The organism is Nocardioides sp. HDW12B (assembly GCF_011299595.1).
In the GTDB taxonomy this organism is placed as follows: domain Bacteria; phylum Actinomycetota; class Actinomycetes; order Propionibacteriales; family Nocardioidaceae; genus Marmoricola_A.
Window position 1 is genome coordinate 3,384,460 of sequence record NZ_CP049867.1, and the last position, 17,282, is coordinate 3,401,741.

Annotated in this window: 14 protein-coding genes; 2 read left to right on the top strand and 12 right to left on the bottom strand. The window is 74.2% G+C overall.

Annotated elements, in window-relative coordinates; translation table 11 throughout:
- Positions 1-268 precede the first annotated feature (268 nt).
- The 5 genes from topA to G7072_RS15860 all read right to left on the bottom strand — a co-directional run bounded on the left by topA (position 269) and on the right by G7072_RS15860 (position 8,044).
- A complete protein-coding gene (gene topA, locus G7072_RS15840; protein ID WP_240916990.1) occupies positions 269-3,016 on the bottom strand; it encodes a type I DNA topoisomerase in 2,748 nt (915 codons plus the stop codon).
- A gap of 157 nt (positions 3,017-3,173) precedes the next feature.
- Positions 3,174-4,655 carry a methyltransferase gene (locus G7072_RS15845; RefSeq protein ID WP_166088066.1) on the bottom strand — a complete coding sequence of 494 codons (1,482 nt, stop codon included), beginning with the start codon at positions 4,653-4,655 and terminating at the stop codon, positions 3,174-3,176.
- A gap of 70 nt (positions 4,656-4,725) precedes the next feature.
- Entirely contained in the window at positions 4,726-7,065 is a 2,340-nt protein-coding gene (locus tag G7072_RS15850; protein ID WP_166088068.1) for a sodium-translocating pyrophosphatase, read from the bottom strand.
- A 205-nt stretch (positions 7,066-7,270) separates the two neighbouring features.
- Positions 7,271-7,681 (bottom strand): ATP-binding protein, encoded by a 411-nt coding sequence (locus tag G7072_RS15855; protein ID WP_166088070.1) that lies wholly within the window; start codon positions 7,679-7,681, stop codon positions 7,271-7,273.
- A gap of 24 nt (positions 7,682-7,705) precedes the next feature.
- Positions 7,706-8,044, bottom strand: a complete 339-nt coding sequence (locus G7072_RS15860; protein WP_166088072.1) for an anti-sigma factor antagonist — start codon at positions 8,042-8,044, stop codon at positions 7,706-7,708.
- 169 nt (positions 8,045-8,213) lie between these two features.
- Here G7072_RS15860 and G7072_RS15865 point away from each other — a divergent pair, with 169 nt between their 5' ends.
- Positions 8,214-10,589: a DEAD/DEAH box helicase gene (locus tag G7072_RS15865; RefSeq protein WP_240916991.1), complete on the top strand. Its 2,376-nt coding sequence runs from the start codon at positions 8,214-8,216 to the stop codon at positions 10,587-10,589.
- A 98-nt stretch (positions 10,590-10,687) separates the two neighbouring features.
- Here the strand turns inward: G7072_RS15865 and G7072_RS15870 are convergent, their stop codons facing one another.
- From G7072_RS15870 to ssd, 7 genes are all read right to left on the bottom strand, one after another.
- A complete protein-coding gene (locus tag G7072_RS15870; RefSeq protein WP_166088077.1) occupies positions 10,688-11,041 on the bottom strand; it encodes an Rv3654c family TadE-like protein in 354 nt (117 codons plus the stop codon).
- Entirely contained in the window at positions 11,038-11,508 is a 471-nt protein-coding gene (locus G7072_RS15875; protein ID WP_240916992.1) for a TadE family type IV pilus minor pilin, read from the bottom strand. Before G7072_RS15875 ends, G7072_RS15870 begins: the two co-directional genes overlap by 4 nt.
- 3 nt (positions 11,509-11,511) lie before the next feature.
- A complete protein-coding gene (locus G7072_RS15880) occupies positions 11,512-11,814 on the bottom strand; it encodes a DUF4244 domain-containing protein (RefSeq protein ID WP_166088079.1) in 303 nt (100 codons plus the stop codon).
- A gap of 166 nt (positions 11,815-11,980) precedes the next feature.
- Positions 11,981-12,769, bottom strand: a complete 789-nt coding sequence (locus G7072_RS15885; protein WP_166088081.1) for a type II secretion system F family protein — start codon at positions 12,767-12,769, stop codon at positions 11,981-11,983.
- Complete coding sequence (locus G7072_RS15890) at positions 12,766-13,674, bottom strand: hypothetical protein (protein ID WP_166088083.1); 909 nt, start codon at positions 13,672-13,674, stop codon at positions 12,766-12,768. The genes G7072_RS15885 and G7072_RS15890 overlap by 4 nt, the downstream gene beginning before the upstream one ends.
- Positions 13,671-14,828: a TadA family conjugal transfer-associated ATPase gene (locus tag G7072_RS15895; protein ID WP_206063464.1), complete on the bottom strand. Its 1,158-nt coding sequence runs from the start codon at positions 14,826-14,828 to the stop codon at positions 13,671-13,673. The genes G7072_RS15890 and G7072_RS15895 overlap by 4 nt, the downstream gene beginning before the upstream one ends.
- Entirely contained in the window at positions 14,822-15,901 is a 1,080-nt protein-coding gene (ssd, locus tag G7072_RS19835; protein WP_206063167.1) for a septum site-determining protein Ssd, read from the bottom strand. The genes G7072_RS15895 and ssd overlap by 7 nt, the downstream gene beginning before the upstream one ends.
- A 386-nt stretch (positions 15,902-16,287) precedes the next feature.
- Between ssd and G7072_RS15900 the strand changes: the two genes are divergently transcribed.
- Positions 16,288-17,136 (top strand): HAD-IB family hydrolase, encoded by an 849-nt coding sequence (locus G7072_RS15900; protein WP_166088085.1) that lies wholly within the window; start codon positions 16,288-16,290, stop codon positions 17,134-17,136.
- The last annotated feature ends 146 nt before the right edge of the window (positions 17,137-17,282 follow it).

The following is a 17,282-nucleotide window of genomic DNA, read 5'->3' on the forward strand; positions in this document are numbered from 1 at the left end:
GCAGGACGCCGGGTCGGGCGGGGTCGCCAGCGGCCGGGTGCCCGGTCGGGCACTCAGGAGGCGTGGCCGCCTCGTCGCCGGACGCCACCGAGCAGCAGGACCCCGGGTCGGGCGGGGTCGCCAGCGGCCGGGTGCCCGGTCGGGCACTCAGGAGGCGTGGCCGCCTCGTCGCCGGACGCCACCGGGCAGCGGGCCACCGGGCGACACGGCGACGCCCGGCCGGACACCCGGCCGCACTGGCGACCCCGCCCGACCCGGCACCCGGCACTCAGGACTTCTTGGCGGTGGCCTTCTTGGTGGTCGCCTTCTTCGCCGTGGACTTCTTGGCGGTGGCCTTCTTGGTCGTCGTCTTCTTCGCGGTCGTCTTCTTGGCCGGCGCCTTCTTGGCCCCACGCTTGGCGGCCTTCTTGGCCGGCCCCTTGGCCCGACGCTCGGCGAGCAGCTCGGCGGCCCGCTCGAGGGTCACGGTGGCCTGGTCGTCGCCCTGGCGCAGGGTCGCGTTGTACTCACCGTCGGTGACGTAGGGCCCGAAGCGGCCGGACTTCACCGTGATCATCTGCTTGCTGACCGGGTCCTCGCCGATCTCGCGACCCGGGTCGGCCGCGGCGCGCCCGCGCGCCTTCGGCTGGGCGTAGATCTTCAGCGCCTCGTCGAGCGAGATCGTGAGCAGCTGCTCCTCGGAGCCGATCGTGCGCGAGTCGGTGCCCTTCTTCAGGTAGGGACCGTAGCGACCGTTCTGCGCGGTGATCTCCTCACCGGACTCCGGGTCGACGCCCACCACGCGCGGCAGCGTGAGCAGCCGCAGCGCGTCCTCGAGCGTGATCGCGTCCAGCGACATCGACTTGAACAACGAGGACGTGCGCGGCCGCGCCGACTTCGGGGCGTCCTCGGGCAGCTGCTCGGTGACGTAGGGACCGTAGCGACCGTTCTTGGCCACGATCGTCAGGCCCGACTCGGGGTCCTCGCCGAGCACCTGCTCCTGCCCGGCCGGGTTGGCCAGCAGCTCCTTGGCCTTCTCGACCGTGAGCTCGTCGGGCGGCAGGTCCTCCGGCACGTTGCCGCGGTTCTGCTCCTCGTCCTCGACGTAGGGCCCGTAGCGGCCCACGCGCAGGTTGATGCCCTCGCCGATCGGGAAGGTGGCGAGCTCGCGGGCGTCGATGTCGCCGAGCTCGGTGACGAGCTTCTGCAGCCCCTCGACGTCGGCGGAGCCGAAGTAGAACTCGCCCAGCTCGTTGACCCGGTCGCGACGGCCGGACGCGATCTCGTCGAGGTTGTCCTCCATCGAGGCGGTGAACTCGTAGGACACCAGCCGCGGGAAGTGGTCCTCCAGCAGCCGGGTGACCGAGAACGCCAGCCAGGCGGGCACCAGTGCGGTGCCCTTCTTGTAGACGTAGCCGCGGTTGAGGATGGTGCCGATGATCGAGGCGTACGTCGACGGGCGGCCGATCTCGCGCTCCTCCAGCTCCTTGACCAGGCTGGCCTCGGTGTAGCGGGCGGGCGGCTTGGTCTCGTGACCGGCGGCGGCGATGCGGGCCGCCGTCACGACGTCGCCCTCGCGGACGTCGGGCAGGCGGGTCTGGGAGTCGTCGGACTCCTTCTCCGGGTCGTCGGAGCCCTCGACGTACGCCTTGAGGAAGCCGTAGAAGGTGATGACGCGACCGGTGGCGCTGAAGACGACATCCTCGCCGGTGGCGGCGGTGCCGCCGAGCCGGATCGCGACGGAGCGCCCCTGGGCGTCCTTCATCTGCGAGGCGACCGTGCGCATCCAGATCAGCTCGTAGAGCCGGAACTCGTCGCCCGACAGGCCGGTCTGCGCCGGGGTGCGGAAGGACTCCCCCGCGGGACGGATCGCCTCGTGGGCCTCCTGGGCGTTCTTCACCTTGGACTGGTAGGTCCGCGGGGAGTCGGGGAGGTACTCCGCGCCGTACAGCTCGCGCACCTGGCCCCGGGCCGCGTTGACGGCCGAGGTCGACAGCGTGATCGAGTCGGTGCGCATGTAGGTGATGAAGCCGTTCTCGTACAGCCGCTGCGCGATCTGCATCGTGCGTGAGGCGCCGTAGCCGAGCTTGCGGCTGGCCTCCTGCTGCAACGTCGTGGTCCGGAACGGCGCGTAGGGCTTGCGGGTGTAGGGCTTGGCCTCGACGGAGCGCACGGTGAACGCGGTGTCGCTGACGGCCGCCGACAGCGCCTCGGCGCGGGTCCGGTCGAGGTGGACGACCTGCTTGCCGGGCGAGCCCGTCGAGACCAGGTTGGCCTGGGGGTCGAAGTCGGAGCCGCGGGCCACCCGGGCGCCGTCGACGGAGGAGAGCTTCGCCGGGAACATCCGCTCGGCGTGGTCGCTGCCGGCGTCGAAGGTGCCCTCGAGGTCCCAGTACGACGCGACCCGGAAGGCGATCCGCTCGCGCTCACGGTCCACCACCAGGCGGGTCGCGACCGACTGGACGCGACCGGCCGACAGCCGCGGCATGACCTTCTTCCACAGCACCGGCGAGACCTCGTAGCCGTAGAGCCGGTCGAGGATCCGTCGCGCCTCCTGGGCCTCGACGAGGTCGAGGTCGAGGGTGCGCGGGTTGTCCACCGCCTCCTGGATCGCCTGCTTGGTGATCTCGTGGAAGACCATGCGGTGCACGGGCACCTTGGGCTTCAGCTCCTGCTCGAGGTGCCACGCGATGGCCTCGCCCTCGCGGTCCTCGTCCGTGGCGAGGTAGAGCTCGGACGCCTCCTTGAGCAGGCCCTTCAGCTTCGTCATGTGGGGCTTCTTGTCCCGGCTGACGACGTAGTAGGGGGTGAACTCGTTGTCCACGTCGACACCGAGCCGCGCCCACTTCTCGCCCTTGATGGAGGCGGGGACGTCCGCGGCGTCGCGCGGCAGGTCGCGGATGTGACCGATGGACGACTCCACGACGTAGCCCGAGCCCAGGTAGCCGGCGATGGTCTTCGCCTTGGCCGGCGACTCGACGATCACGAGCTTGTGACCCCCTGCGCCGGAGCCTGCCTTGGATCCCTTGCTTGCCACGCGGGCACTCCCTCATCGGTGGTTCGTTGCGTACGGGTGTCGACTGCTGCCCGGCCCTTGACATCACGGCGTTCGTGGGGTCGGTCCAGGACAGTGGAGCACATGACGGTAGCCCCTCGCGTCAACAGGCCGGGGAACGGCCCGCACCGGGTGGGCCTCAGAACAGCAGATACCCGTCGTCGACGAGCGACCTCACCTCGGGCAGCGCGGACGCGACGAGCTCCTCGACGGGCCGCTCGAGGAGCTGGGCGAGAGCCGCCAGGATCTGGTGCAGGCTGAGCTCGCCGTCGCTGGCGCCCAGCACCGCGGCGGTGACGGTGTCGACCTGGCGCGCGCGCCGCAGCCCCCGCTGCTGACGCACCACGATCGTCTCCGGGTCGGCCGCCCCGGGCTCGCCGGTGGTCTCCTCCACCACGTCGCCGCGACGGCGCCAGCGCGCGGCGAGCACGGCGCGGTCGTCGAGGTCGGCCAACCGGTCCACCCGCTCCAGCCAGTCACCGACCGTCGGCCCCAGCGGCTGCTCCACCGCGTGCGGCCAGTCCTCGACCCGGGTCACGGGCCGCGCCCGGTCGGTACGCCGCAGCGTCAGCCACCCGAAGCCGATCCCGCTCACCCCCTGCTCGGCGAACCACTGCAGCCAGGCGTCGTAGCGGCTGACGTAGTCGGGACGGCCGTGGACGCCCGCGTCGCGCAACCACAGCTCGACGTACTCCGCGGGGTCGGCGACCTCGCGCTGCACCACCCAGGCGTCGCAGCCCGACCCGGCGAGCCACTCCTCGAGCCGCTCCTGCCACGGCCGGCCCTCGACGTGCACCCAGTTCGCCAGCACCTGGGCCACGCCCCCGGGGGTCAGGTGCCCCGGCGCCTCGGTGACCACCCGGCGCACCACCTCGTCGCCGGGCAGGCCGGAGTCGCGGTAGACCAGCAGCTCCCCGCCCGGGGGCGAGACCACGAAGGGCGGGTTGGTCACGACCAGGTCGAAGCGCTCTCCGGCGACCGGCTCGTAGAGGCTGCCGGCGCGGACGTCGACCTCGACCCCGTTGAGCGCGGCCGTCGTGCGCGCCATGAGGAGCGCGCGCTCGTTGACGTCGGTGGCCACGACCTCGCCCGCGTGCTCGGCCAGGTGGAGCGCCTGGACGCCGCAGCCGGTGCCGAGGTCGAGCGCGCGCCCCACCGGACGGCGTACGGCGAGCTGGGCCAGCGAACCGGACGCCGAGCTGATGCCGAGCACGTGGTCGGCCGCCACCGCGTTGGGGGCGCCGTCGAGCCCGGGCGTGAGGTCGCTGACGACCCACCACTCCCCGTCGTCGGTGGAGTAGGGGCTCACGTCGACGGCCGCCCGCACGTGCCCGTCGTCCGCGCCGGTGAGCACCCCGGCGGCGAGGAGGTCGGGCAGCAGACCGGGCAGCGCGGCCTCGGCGTCCGGGCGCGCCACGGAGGACTGCAGCAGCCAGAGCCGCGTGAGCGTCTCGCCGGGCGTGCCGCCGGTCGTGGCGCGACGCGCCGCGGTCGTCTCGTTGCGCCCGAGCGCGGCGTGCGCGACGGGCCCGAGGATCTCGGCGACCGAGTCGACGGTGTAGTCGGCGGTGGCCAGCGCGTCACGCAGACGTCGCACGACGTCGGTCTCGAGGGGGGTCACCCGCGCAGCCTAGGGCCGACGCGGACGAGCCGCCCTCCCGGAGGGAGAGCGGCTCGTCGGGCGGATCAGGTCAGACCTGGGTCTTGCGCGGCTCCTCGGCGTCGCCGCCGATGGTGACCCCGCGACGCGAGGACATGATGACCACGCCGGCGATGATCGCCACCGCCACGAGGGCGATGAGGATCCGGAGGGCGTCGTTCGAGTCGTCGCCGACGCTGAGCGAGACCACCGCGCTGGCGATGAGCAGCGAGACCAGGTTCATCACCTTGATGAGCGGGTTGATGGCCGGTCCGGCGGTGTCCTTGAACGGGTCGCCGACGGTGTCGCCGATGACGGTGGCCTCGTGGGCCGGGGAGCCCTTGCCGCCGTGGTGCCCGTCCTCGACGAGCTTCTTGGCGTTGTCCCAGGCGCCGCCGGCGTTGGCCAGGAAGACCGCCATGAGCGTGCCGGTGCCGATGGCTCCTGCGAGGAACCCGGCCAGGGCGGTGGCACCGAGGCCGAAGCCCACCGCGACGGGCGCCATCACGGCGAGCACGCCCGGGGTGATGAGCTCGCGCAGCGAGTCGCGGGTGACGATGTCGACGACCTTGCCGTACTCCGGACGACCGGTGCCCTCCATGATCCCGGGGATCTCCCGGAACTGGCGGCGCACCTCGTAGACGACCGCGCCGGCGGCGCGGGCGACCGCGTTGATGGCGAGCCCGGAGAAGAGGAACACCACGGCCGAGCCGAGCAGCACGCCGACCAGCACCGAGGGGTTGAACACGAAGAAGCTGAGCAGCTCCTGCCCGGTCTCCTCGGCGTCGGCACCGGAGTCGTTGAGCGCCTCGAGCACCGAGGTGGCGTAGGAGCCGAAGAGCGCGGTCGCGGCGAGCACGGCCGTGGCGATCGCGATGCCCTTGGTGATGGCCTTCGTGGTGTTGCCGACCGCGTCGAGCTCGGTGAGGATCTGTGCGCCCTCGGGGCTGACGTCGCCGGACATCTCGGCGACGCCCTGGGCGTTGTCGGAGACGGGACCGAAGGTGTCCATCGCGACGATGACTCCGACGGTGGTGAGCAGACCGCAGCCGGCCAGCGCGACGGCGAACAGCGAGACGGTCAGCGAGGCGCCACCGAGCAGGAAGGAGCCGAACACCGCGGCGCCGATGACCAGGGTCGTGTAGACCGCGGACTCGAAGCCGACCGACAGGCCGGACAGGATGACGGTGGCCGGCCCGGTGAGCGAGGTCTTGCCGACGTCCTTGACGGGGCGGTACTCGGTGCCGGTGTAGTAGCCGGTCAGCGCCAGGATGCCGGCAGCCATCACGATGCCGATGACGACGGCGACGCTGGCGATGAGCGCGGGGTTGCCCTCGGGAGCGCCCGAGATCAGCTCGAGCGAGTTGGTGCCGAGGCCCTCGAAGTCGCTGAAGCTGGTGGGCAGGTAGAGGAACGACAGCACGACCGACCCGAGCGCGGCGACGCCGGCGCTGAGGTAGAAGGACCTGTTGATGGTCGTGAGGCCGTTCTCGCCCGGCTTCGGCTTGGTGAGGTAGACGCCCGCCACCGCGGTGAGCGCGCCGATGGCGGGGATGAGCAGCGGGTAGACCAGGCCCTTGTCGCCGAAGGCCTGCGAGCCGAGGATCAGCGCGGCGACCAGGGTGACGGCGTACGACTCGAAGAGGTCGGCGGCCATGCCGGCGCAGTCGCCCACGTTGTCGCCCACGTTGTCGGCGATGGTGGCGGCGTTGCGCGGGTCGTCCTCGGGAATGTTCTGCTCGACCTTGCCGACCAGGTCGGCGCCGACGTCGGCGGCCTTGGTGAAGATGCCGCCGCCGACCCGCATGAACATCGCCAGGAGCGCGGCGCCGAAGCCGAAGCCCTCGAGCACGTCGGGAGCCTCGTTCTTGAACAGCAGCACCACGACCGCGGCACCGAGCAGGCCCAGACCGACGGTCAGCATGCCCACCATGGCGCCGGTGCGGAGACCGATCGTCATGGCCGGCTCACGGCCCTCGGTGTTGGCCGCAGCCGCCACCCGGAGGTTGGCCTTGACCGCGAGCGACATGCCCAGGTAGCCGACGGCGCCGGAGAAACCCGCGCCGACGAGGAAGAAGATCGAGCGACCGATCCGCACCCCCATGTCGGGGGCGGGCAGCGCCAGCAGCACGAAGAACGCCACGGCGGCGAACACCGCCAGCGTGCGGAACTGCCTGGTCAGGTACGCCGAGGCGCCCTCCTGGACCGCCAGGGCGATCCGCTTCATGTTGTCCGTGCCCTCGCCGGCGGACAGCACCTCGGACCGGAACACGAATGCCATGACCAGCGCGACGACCGCGATGGCAGCGACAATCAGGACCAGGACGAAGTTGCCACCGGAGAGCTCCACGGCTGTCTCGGCGTTCAGGACGCCGAGCGAGACCCGCGACATGCGTTTCCTCCGATTTCGAGCGCTGCGCGCCCTTCGATGGGACACCGGGCACGCCGCCTGAGGGGGACGCACGCAGTGCGGGCAGGCACGCGCCTGCCCCCGACGAACGCTGGGGACTCTACTTCTGCGCCACCCCCGGGGAGGACAGGGGGGTGGCGTGTCTCACACCGGGTTTCGCCGGGGAACGGCTGGCGACAGGTCGGTGTCAGGCCGGCCAGGTCATCGTGACCGTGGCCTGGTCGCCCTCGAGGTCGACGACGACGTCGTCGGTGACCCCGCGCAGCAGGGCCCACGGGTCGATCCCGAGCTCGTCGAGGTCACCGTCGGGGTGCTGGTAGGTCCCGCGGATCTCGACGACGAAGGCGCCGCCGCCCCGGACGGCACCGCGCAGCCCGACGTGGACCATGTCCTCGGTGTGCGGGGTCCCGGGCTCGACCGAGCCGATGAGGATGGCGCAGGCCTCGCCCACGCCGAGCCGCACCTCCTCGATGAGGGCGCCCGAGAGGTCGGCACGGCGCGCGACCGCGGCCGCCACCAGCCGTGCGGTCCGCACCAGCGCCGCGTCGCGGGCGATGGCGATGACCACCTCGTTGTCCGTCCGTGTCACCACCGACATGCCGATCGCGTCAAGAGCTCGCGGTCACGGCGCGGAGAGCGCGGCGGACTGCGAGTCGTGGATCGGGAAGACCTTGCTCAGCCCGGTGATGCGGAAGATCTTGAGCAGCCGCTCCTGGGTGCAGACCAGGTCGAGGTTGCCCTCGACGGTGCGCACGCGCTTGAGGGCGCCGACGAGGACGCCGAGACCGGTGGAGTCCATGAACTCGACCTGCTCCAGGTCGACGATGATCTGACGCTGCCCGTCGTCGACGAGCCCGGAGATGCACTCCCGCAGCTTCGGCGCCGTGTACACGTCGATCTCGCCGCCGACCTCCACGACCGTCCGGTCGTTCTCCTGGCGTGTCTCCAGAGACAGGTCCACAACATCTCCTCGCGTCTGCTCCGGCGGTCCAGGAACGTCCCGATCCGCCCAGACCGCATTCAACCACGCCGCTCCCCAAGGTTCGCGCGAATGTCCCGCACCGCCACCCCGGGTCACCCCTGGGGGTGGGGCGGCACCCCGTGTCGGGCCCGGTTGCGACACTGGGGCGGTGCCCCTCCCCGAGTCCCGCGACCCGCTCGCGCTGGTGCGTCCGCGCGACGAGGGACAGCTGCGGCACGTCGAGACCTTCCCTTCCCGGCCGGGGGTGCACGCCGACTGGCCGGCGTGGGCCGACCCGCGGGTGGTGGCCGCGTTCGGGGCGCGCGGCGTCGATCGCCCCTGGCGGCACCAGGTGCTCGCGGCCGAGTCGGCGCACGCCGGGCGGCACGTCGTGGTCTCGACCGGCACGGCGTCGGGCAAGACGCTGGCCTTCCAGCTGCCGGCCCTCACCGAGGTGCTGGCGGCGCGGCGGCCCAACGGCCGCCCGGGCGCCACCGTGCTCTACCTCTCCCCCACCAAGGCGCTCGCCAACGACCAGCTGCAGGGCCTCGCCGCCCTGGGTCTGCCGCGGCTCGCCGCCGTGACCCACGACGGCGACAGCCCGCCGGAGCAGCGCGAGTGGGCGCGCGACCACGCCGAGTGGGTGCTCACCAACCCCGACATGCTCCACCACTCGCTGCTGCCGGGCCATGCGCGCTGGGCCCGCTTCCTCGGGCAGCTGCGCTACGTCGTGGTCGACGAGTGCCACCACTACCGCGGCGTCTTCGGCGCCCACGTCGCCCAGGTGCTGCGCAGACTGCGGCGACTCTGCGCGGCCCACGGCTCCGACCCGACCTTCGTGCTGGCCTCCGCGACGGTGGCCGAGCCCGGGGTCTCGGCGCAGCGGCTCACCGGGCTGCCGGTCGAGGTCGTCGACGTCGACGACTCGCGCCGCGGTGAGGTGTCGCTGGCGCTGTGGGAGCCCCCGCTGACCGATCTCGTCGGCGAGCAGGGAGCGCCCGTACGCCGCGCCGCCACCGCCGAGACCGCCGACCTGCTCGCCGACCTGGTCTCGGGCGGGGTCCGCACGCTGGCGTTCGTGCGCTCGCGCCGCGGAGCGGAGTCGGTGGCGCTGACGTGCCAGCGGCTGCTGGCCGAGGTGGACCCTTCGCTGCCGGCCACGGTGGCGGCGTACCGCGGCGGCTACCTGCCGGAGGACCGACGGGCCCTGGAGGAGGACCTGCGCTCGGGACGGCTGACCGGGGTCGCGGCCACCAACGCGCTCGAGCTCGGCATCGACATCTCCGGGCTCGACGCCGTGCTCATGTCGGGCTTCCCCGGCACCCGGGCGGCGCTGTGGCAGCAGGTGGGTCGGGCCGGTCGGCGCGGCACCGACGCCCTGGCGGTGCTGGTGGCGCGCGACGACCCGCTCGACACCTTCCTCGTCAGCCACCCCGAGATGCTGGTGGGGGCACCGGTCGAGGCCACCGTGTTCGACCCCGGCAACCCCTACGTCCGCGGGCCGCACCTCTGCGCCGCGGCGGCCGAGCTGCCGCTGCGCGCGGACGACCTCGACCTCTTCGGCGACGGGCCCGACGGCGCCGGCGCGGTCCGCGACGCCCTCGACGCCCTGGTGGAGCACCGCTGGCTGAGGGCACGCGCTGATGGCTGGTACTGGACCCGCAGCGGACGGCCCAGCGACCTGGCCGACCTCCGCAGCACCGGCGGGCGTCCCGTGGAGCTGGTGGAGAAGCGCACCGGTCGCGTCATCGGCACCGTGGACGCCGGCTCGTCGCACGCCAGCGTGCACACGGGCGCGGTCTACCTGCACCAGGGCGAGTCGTACGTCGTCGACGACCTCGACCTCGAGGACGGCGTGGCCGTGCTGGCGGCGGCCGACCCCGGCTACGCGACCTACGCCCGCGACCTCACCGACATCCACGTCGTGGCCGAGGAGCGGGTCGACGAGCAGGTGCCGACGGGGCCGGACGCGTGCACGCTGTCCTTCGGCACGGTGCGGGTCACCCAGCAGGTGGTCGCGTTCCTCAAGAAGGCGATGCCCTCCGGGGAGGTCCTGGGCGAGGAGCCGCTGGACCTGCCCCCGCGGGTGCTGGAGACCAAGGCGGTCTGGTGGACGGTGCCCGCCGGCCTGCTGGCGGCCTCCGGCCTGGCCGAGGCCGACCTGCCCGGGGCCGCGCACGCCGCCGAGCACGCCTCGATCGGCATCCTCCCCCTGGTCGCGACCTGCGACCGCTGGGACATCGGCGGCGTCTCGACCGCCCTGCACCCCGACACCGGCCGGCTGACGGTCTTCGTCTACGACGGCCACCCCGGTGGGGCCGGGTTCGCCGAGCGCGGCTTCACGGCGGCACGGTCCTGGCTGCGCGCCACCCGCGAGACGATCGCGGCCTGCGAGTGCGAGGCGGGCTGCCCCTCCTGCGTGCAGTCGCCCAAGTGCGGCAACGGCAACCAGCCGCTGGCCAAGCGGGAGGCCGGGCTGCTGCTCGACGTGCTGCTCACCGGTCTCGGCCCCGACGGCGAGGGCGCCGGCGCCAGCGTCGGCTGATCACCCGCCTCCCCTGCGCGCGCCCTGCGCCGGTCTCCGACCCCGCCCTCTGCCCGACTTCAGTCGCGCTCTGCGCGTCCCGGCCCCGCGACCGGGGGTCAGAGACCGGTCTGCGGCCCGACCGGTCCGGCGTGGGCCCGCGACCCGACGGTGAGGTCGCGCCCGAGGAGCCGCACGGTGACCGCCGTCGCGACCCTCACCTGCTCCCCCTCCACCCGGCAGGAGACCAGCTCCACGTCGTTGGCCGCGGCCGTCCGGGCCACCTCGGGACAGGCCGGACGCAGGTGCTGCAGGGCCACCGCCCCGGCCAGCGCGGCGAGGTCGGCGGCCGCCGCCGCCCTCCGGCGCTCGACCAGCAGCCGGCCGCCGGCCAGCAGCACGACGGTCGCGAGGACCAGCGCGCACGCCAGCCCCAGCACGAAGGGCGTCGCCGCCCCCCGCTCGGTCCTCACGACGGCTCCTCGACCGCCACGGCGGTCGAGGTGAGCTCCACCGCGGGGAGCACGGCGAAGAGACCCCCGGGACCGCCGACCGTGCTGGTGGCGACGACCCGCACGGTGTCACCGCTGCGACTCACCGACACCCGCACGGGGCCGTCGCCCGAGGCGACGTCCGGTGCGGTCTCGCCCCGCGCGGCCGCGCGTGCGACCTCCCGGGCCGTGTCGACCACCCGGACCTGGGTGGAGGCCAGGCAGATCACCCACAGCAGGCCCCAGGCCAGGGCGAGCAGGAGGGGCAGGACCGCTGCGGCCTCGGCCGTGACGGCGCCCCGCTCACCGCAGCGCGGTGCGACCAGTGGCGTGCCCGGGGACAACGCCGGGGACGTGGCCGCCGACGCAGGGGTCGAGGTGACCGTGGGGGTCCGGCGCGGCGTCGGGGTGGCGCCGCTCCGGGCCCCCACGACCAACTCGTCCGCCACGGCTCAGCCGATCCCGACCATGCCGAGGAAGAACTTCAGCACGCTCTCGAGCAGCTGCTGACCGAAGTCGCTGCTCAGGAGCTTCATCAGGACGCCGGCCAGACCGACGCCGCAGGCCGTGACCGCGGCGTACTCGGCGCTGGCGGCACCGGTCTCGGCCAGGTCGGCGACCGCCGGCTCGAGGGCCTCCGTCGGACGGTGGTCGGCGAGGGTGACGACGGGGGCGAGGTGCTCGACCCGCGCGGGCCCGAGGTCGGTGCCCTCGTCGGTCGTGGACGGGGCGGGGATGGGGGTGATCACGGACATCTGTTCCTCCTGACGTGCCGGGGACTCCCGGCGCTGGGGCCGCCGGTCGGTCCGGCGGCTCTTGACCCGATGAGCCTGCGGCCGGGCGAAACCTCGCGGCAGGGGCCGGTCCCGATCTGGGGACGGCCCGGGCGTCACCTCGGCTGGGGAGGGAAACCGGCGGCCCTCACCCGAGCACCAGCCCGGTCACCGACCCCGCGACGAGCGGCACGATCCCCAGCAGGACGAACGCCGGCAGCAGGCACAGCCCGAGCGGCGCGGCCGCCTTCACCTCGATCTGGCGCACCCGCGCCTCGACCTGTCCGCGCTGGCGGTCCCGCTCGTCCTCGGCCAGGCGTGCGAGCGACTCCGCCACCGGGGCGCCGCTGACCGCCGAGCGCAGCAGGACCTGCCCGAGACGGCCCAGCTGCTCGTGCGTCGCCATGTCGGCCCACACGTCCGTGGGCTCCGAGCCCCACCGCAGCCGGCGCGACCAGCGGCGCAACGCCTCCGCGCCGGCCCCGTCGAGCAGCGCGGTCACCTCGTGGAGGGCGTGGGCCGGCGCCGCCCCGGCGCTGACGGCCGCGCTCAGCAGGTCGACGATGTGGACGACCTCCGCCTCCAGCTCCTCCCGCCGCCGACGCACGCCGCGGTCCTCCCACCCGGCGCTGCGGTGCCACACCAGTCCCCCGGCCAGCACCGCCCCCGCCACGGCGTACCAGCCCGGGAGCAGCACGGCCGCACCGACCGCGGCGCCGCCCGCGGCCGCGAGCCGCAGCCGGGTCGGCGCCCGGCCGTCGTCGCCGACGACGCCGCCCTCCGCCCGTCGCCTCTCGTCGTAGCCGCCGGATCCCTCGCAAGCGTCGGGTCCCGCACGGGGCAGGGCCGCCCGGAGCAGGGCCGGGCGTCGGAGCGTGAGCAGGACCGCGACCGCACCCGCACCGGCCGCGACCAGGGCGGCGACCGCGGCGCTCACGCGGCGCCCCGGGCGGCACGCCCGGCGATGCGGTCGATCCACCACAGCCCGCTCAGCGCGCAGGCCGATCCCGCGGCCAGGCAGACCAGGCCGGGCCAGGAGTCCAGCAGGAACGGCCACGGCTCGGCGCCGATGCCCTGCCCGGCGACCAGGATCATCACAGGCATCAGTCCGAGCATGCGCGCCGTGGCGCGAGCCGAGGCCAGCTCGGCGGCGACGACGTGGCGGGTGGCCTGCTCGGCCCGGGCCGTCTCCAGCACGTGCGCGACCCCGACGGCGAGGCTCGCTCCCGACCCCGCGCAGAGCTGCCAGACCGCCGCCAACCGGGTCACGCTCTCGGCCCCGGGCAGCTGCCCGAGCCGACGCAACGCGTCCGGGACGCTGGCACCCCAGCGCGCAGCGGCGGCAGCCGGCGCGGACTCGGGCCAGGCCTCCACCGCGCGGGCCAGCGCCGCCCCGACCGGCAGGCCTGCGCGCAGCTCGCCCAGCAACGCCTCGGCGTGCAGGACCACCGCCCGGCGACGCTCCTCGGCCTCCTCCGCCGCGCGGCGTCGGATCACGGCGCGGACGACGGCGACCGTCACCGCGAGCAGCACCCCGGCCAGCACGGCCCGCCGCAGCGGGAGGGTCGCCACCAGCACCACGCCCGCCGCCACCAGCAGGACCTGGAGGGGGATGCCGACGCGCCACGTCCGTCCGCCCGCTGTCGTCTCGTGGACCGCGCCCGGACCGCTCGTGCCCGGCGCGCCCGCCCCCGCGCCGGCTGACGGGCGCGGCAGCAGGAGCGCTGCCGCGGTCGCTGCCAGCAGCGCCGCCGCGAGCGCGGGCGGCGTGACGGCGGGAGCGGGTCCGGCCGGCCCACCCGCGACGGTCGCCGCGACCGCCGCCGCGACCGGCCCGGTCACCGAGCGCCCTCGAGGAGGGCCGCCAGCCGGTCGGCGCCTGGCAGGAAGCGTGGCCTCGAGCCGTCGAACCGCACCGCCGGCACCGCGTGCGTGCGGCCGTCCGTGTGCTCGAGCACGGCGATCTCCCCGAGCCGGCGACGGCCACCGTCGCGGACGCAGTGGACCACCAGGTCGAGACCGGCCCGCATCTGGACGTGGGCCGCGCTCGACGGCAGGCCGGCGGCCAGCGCGAGGCCTTCCACCCGCGCTGGGACGTCGACGGCCGAGTTGGCGTGGATGGTGCCGCACCCGCCCTCGTGGCCGGTGTTCAAGGCGGCGAGCAGGTCGACCACCTCCGCGCCGCGGACCTCGCCGACCACCAGGCGGTCGGGTCGCATCCGGAGCGCCTGGCGCACCAGGGTGCGGAGGTCGACGGACCCGACTCCCTCCACGTTGGCCTGCCGGGCCTCCAGCCCGACCACGTGGGGGTGGGCCGGCTGCAGCTCACGGGTGTCCTCGACGAGGACGAGGCGCTCGTCGCCCGGCACCTCCCCGAGCAGCGCGTTGAGCAGGGTCGTCTTCCCCGACCCGGTGCCCCCACTGACCAGGAAGGCCAGGCGGTGGGCCACCACCCGCCGCATCAGGCGCAGCGGCTCCCCGCCCCAGCCACCGGCCGTCGCGAGCTCGTCGAGCGTGAACGTCCGCCGCCGCGGGACCCGCAGCGAGATGGAGGTCCCCGGGCGGGCCAGCGGGGTGAGCACCGCGTGCAGCCGTGTGCCGTCCGCCAGCCGCAGGTCGACGTACGGCGACGCGTCGTCGAGCCGGCGACCCGCGGTGCCGGCGAGCCGTTGGGCGAGCCGGCGGACGGCGGCATCGTCGGCGAAGCGGACCTCCGTCAGCTCCAGGCCGCGTCCCCGGTCGACGTAGACGGCGTCGGGGCCGTTGACCAGCACGTCGGTGACGCCCTCGAGCTCGAGCAGCGCCTCCAGCGGTCCCGCTCCCAGGACGTCGCGCCGGAGGACGTCGAGGACCGCCAGCACCGTGACGTCACCCACCGGTCGGCCGTCGGCGCGCAGCGCGGCGGCGACCACCTCCGGGGTCAGGTCGGCGGTCTCGCGCGCCAGCTGGGAGCGCACCTGCTCGGCGGCCCTCGCCACCGCGGCGGAGGTCACCAGGGCCCCCCGACGACCCGGTCGTCCTCGAGCAGCGCGAGCACCTCGTCGACGGCCCGCACCAGCGACGAGCGGCGCCCGTGGACGGGTCCGAGGCCGGCGTCGACGTGCTCGCCCAGCCGGCGGTCGTGCCCGACCTCCGCGAGCAGCGGCAGGCCCAGGAGACGCGACACCTCGGAGCCCGCCACTGCTGCACCACCGGAGCGCACCACCAGCCCGACCGGCGCGCCGGCCGCCCTCAGCGGTGCGGCGACCCGCGCCGCCGAGGCGACACCGGCGACCGTGCCCGCGACGAGGAGCAGCACGAGGTCGCAGAGCCCGAGGAGGTCCGGGGACCGGGCCGCACCGCGCGGGCAGTCGAGCACCACCCAGTCGTGGCCGCGGGCGCCGGCGGCGACCACCTCCGCGACCAGCCGGTCGTCGAGCGGGACCGCACCGTCGTCCGGCCAGGTCAGCAGGGCGAGGTCGCCGTCGTGCGGGAGGGCTGCGGCCAGCTCGCTGGCCGACAGCCGCCCGTCGACCCCGCCCAGGTCGTCCCACGTGATGCCCTCGCCCGGGCGCCCCCCGAGTACCCGGCCGAGCCCGGGGCCCCACGGGTCGAGGTCGACCAGCAGCGTCGGCTCGACCGCCGCCCGGAGCGCCAGCGCGGTCGCGGTCACGCTCGTCCCGACTCCCCCGGAGCCGCCGGTCACCGCCACCACCCGACCCTGGCGCGGCCGGTCGAGGTCGGCGAGCAGCTCGCTGAGCCGGCCGAGGTCGTCGGGCACGGCCAGGACGCCGAGAGCGCCCGCGTCGAGGGCGCGGCGGAAGACGACGTCGGGCGCCGGAGCGTTGGCCAGCACGTGCAGCGGCACGTCGCGCCGACGGCGTACGGGGCCGGTGTCGAGGTGCGCGACGTCGGCGAGCACGAGCGAGAGCCGCCCCGCGGACGGCCCGTCGACACGCCCCGGTCCGTCGAGCGTGGTCCCCGCGGCGGACGACCGCTCCACCGCCACCCCTGCTGCGGCCGCCAGCTGCTGCACGGTCTGGGCGAGGCCGTCGTCGGAGGTGAGCAGCAGCAGGCTGGATCGCGTCATGGCGCGACTGTGCCGCCCGCGCCCGGTCCGGCGACCCGGCTCCGGCCGGCCTGGGGAGAACCACCGGGTCCGGACACCTGGGGACGGCAACCGGCTCAGGACGGCCCGAAAAAGGGGGCGGGCTCCTGGCCAGGGGGGATAGCCAGGAGCCCAGGGCCCGGACCTGGGGGGGATAGGCCCGGACCTTGACCAGCGATGGGGGGATCGCTGGAAATCGTGGTGCCCGGGCGAGCCCGGGTCGAGGTGGTGATGTGCTTTGAAGTGTAGTCGCGTCGCCTGAGCAAGTGAGCCCGAACGGCCGAAAGAGGGGCGTAGATTGACTATAGGTAAAGAAGTGCCGGTGGTACACACCTCCGTCCGGTACGAGCGCGAGGAGCACTGGAACCGTGACGACCGACGGCGCGACCACCACGCCCCCGCGTGCGCGCCCGCCCGGTCGCCCGGCGGCGTTCTTCGACCTGGACAAGACGATCATCGCGACCTCGAGCGCCCTGGCCTTCAGCAAGTCGTTCTACGCCGGTGGACTGATCAACCGGCGGTCGGTGCTGCGCAGCGCCTACGCGCAGTTCGTCTTCCTGGCCGGTGGCGCCGACCACGACCAGATGGAGAAGATGCGCGCCTTCCTGTCCCAGATGGTCACCGGCTGGCCCGTCGACACCGTCAGCGAGCTCGTCAACGACACCCTGCACAACATCGTGGAGCCCCTCGTCTACGACGAGGCGGTCTCCCTCATCGAGGAGCACCGGCTCGCCGGGCGCGACGTCATCATCGTCTCCGCCTCCGGGCGCGAGATGGTCGAGCCGATCGGGGCGATGCTCGGGGTCGACGCGGTCATCGCCAGCCAGCTGGCCGTCAGCGAGGGCCGCTACACCGGGGAGATCGACTTCTACGCCTACGCGGAGAACAAGGCCACCGCGATGGTCGACCTGGCCGAGGAGCGGGGCTACGACCTGGCCCGCAGCTACGCCTACTCCGACTCGATCACCGACGCCGCCATGCTCGAGGCGGTCGGGCACCCCCACGCGGTCAACCCGGACAAGGAGCTGCGCCGGCTGGCCGTCAGCCGGGAGTGGCCGGTGCTCGACTTCTCGCGGCCGGTGGCGCTGCGCTCGCGCATGCACCTGCCCGAGAGCCGCAGCACGCTGGCCGTGCTCGCCGCCGGCTCGGCGGTCGTGGTGGGCTCGGCGATCTACCTCGGCGCCCGCCGTCGCATCGACCGCCTCACCCACGGCTGACGCACCCACCCGGGACGCCCCACGTCAACCCCGGTGTGGACCGATCCGGTCCTGTTGCGGCGCGTCGTCCACCGACTTCCTCCCAGGGGTTGTCGCCCGGAGGCGGGCGACGTACAAAGGAAGCACACAACTCAAGACCCGCACAC

Bases quoted from the DNA above. Each gene is read 5' to 3' on its own strand.
- G7072_RS15850 (WP_166088068.1), bottom strand. From the start codon at position 7,065: ATGTCGCGGGTCTCGCTCGGCGTCCTGAACGCCGAGACAGCCGTGGAG.
- G7072_RS15855 (WP_166088070.1), bottom strand. From the start codon at position 7,681: ATGTCGGTGGTGACACGGACGGACAACGAGGTGGTCATCGCCATCGCC.
- G7072_RS15880 (WP_166088079.1), bottom strand. From the start codon at position 11,814: ATGTCCGTGATCACCCCCATCCCCGCCCCGTCCACGACCGACGAGGGC.
- ssd (WP_206063167.1), bottom strand. From the start codon at position 15,901: ATGACGCGATCCAGCCTGCTGCTGCTCACCTCCGACGACGGCCTCGCC.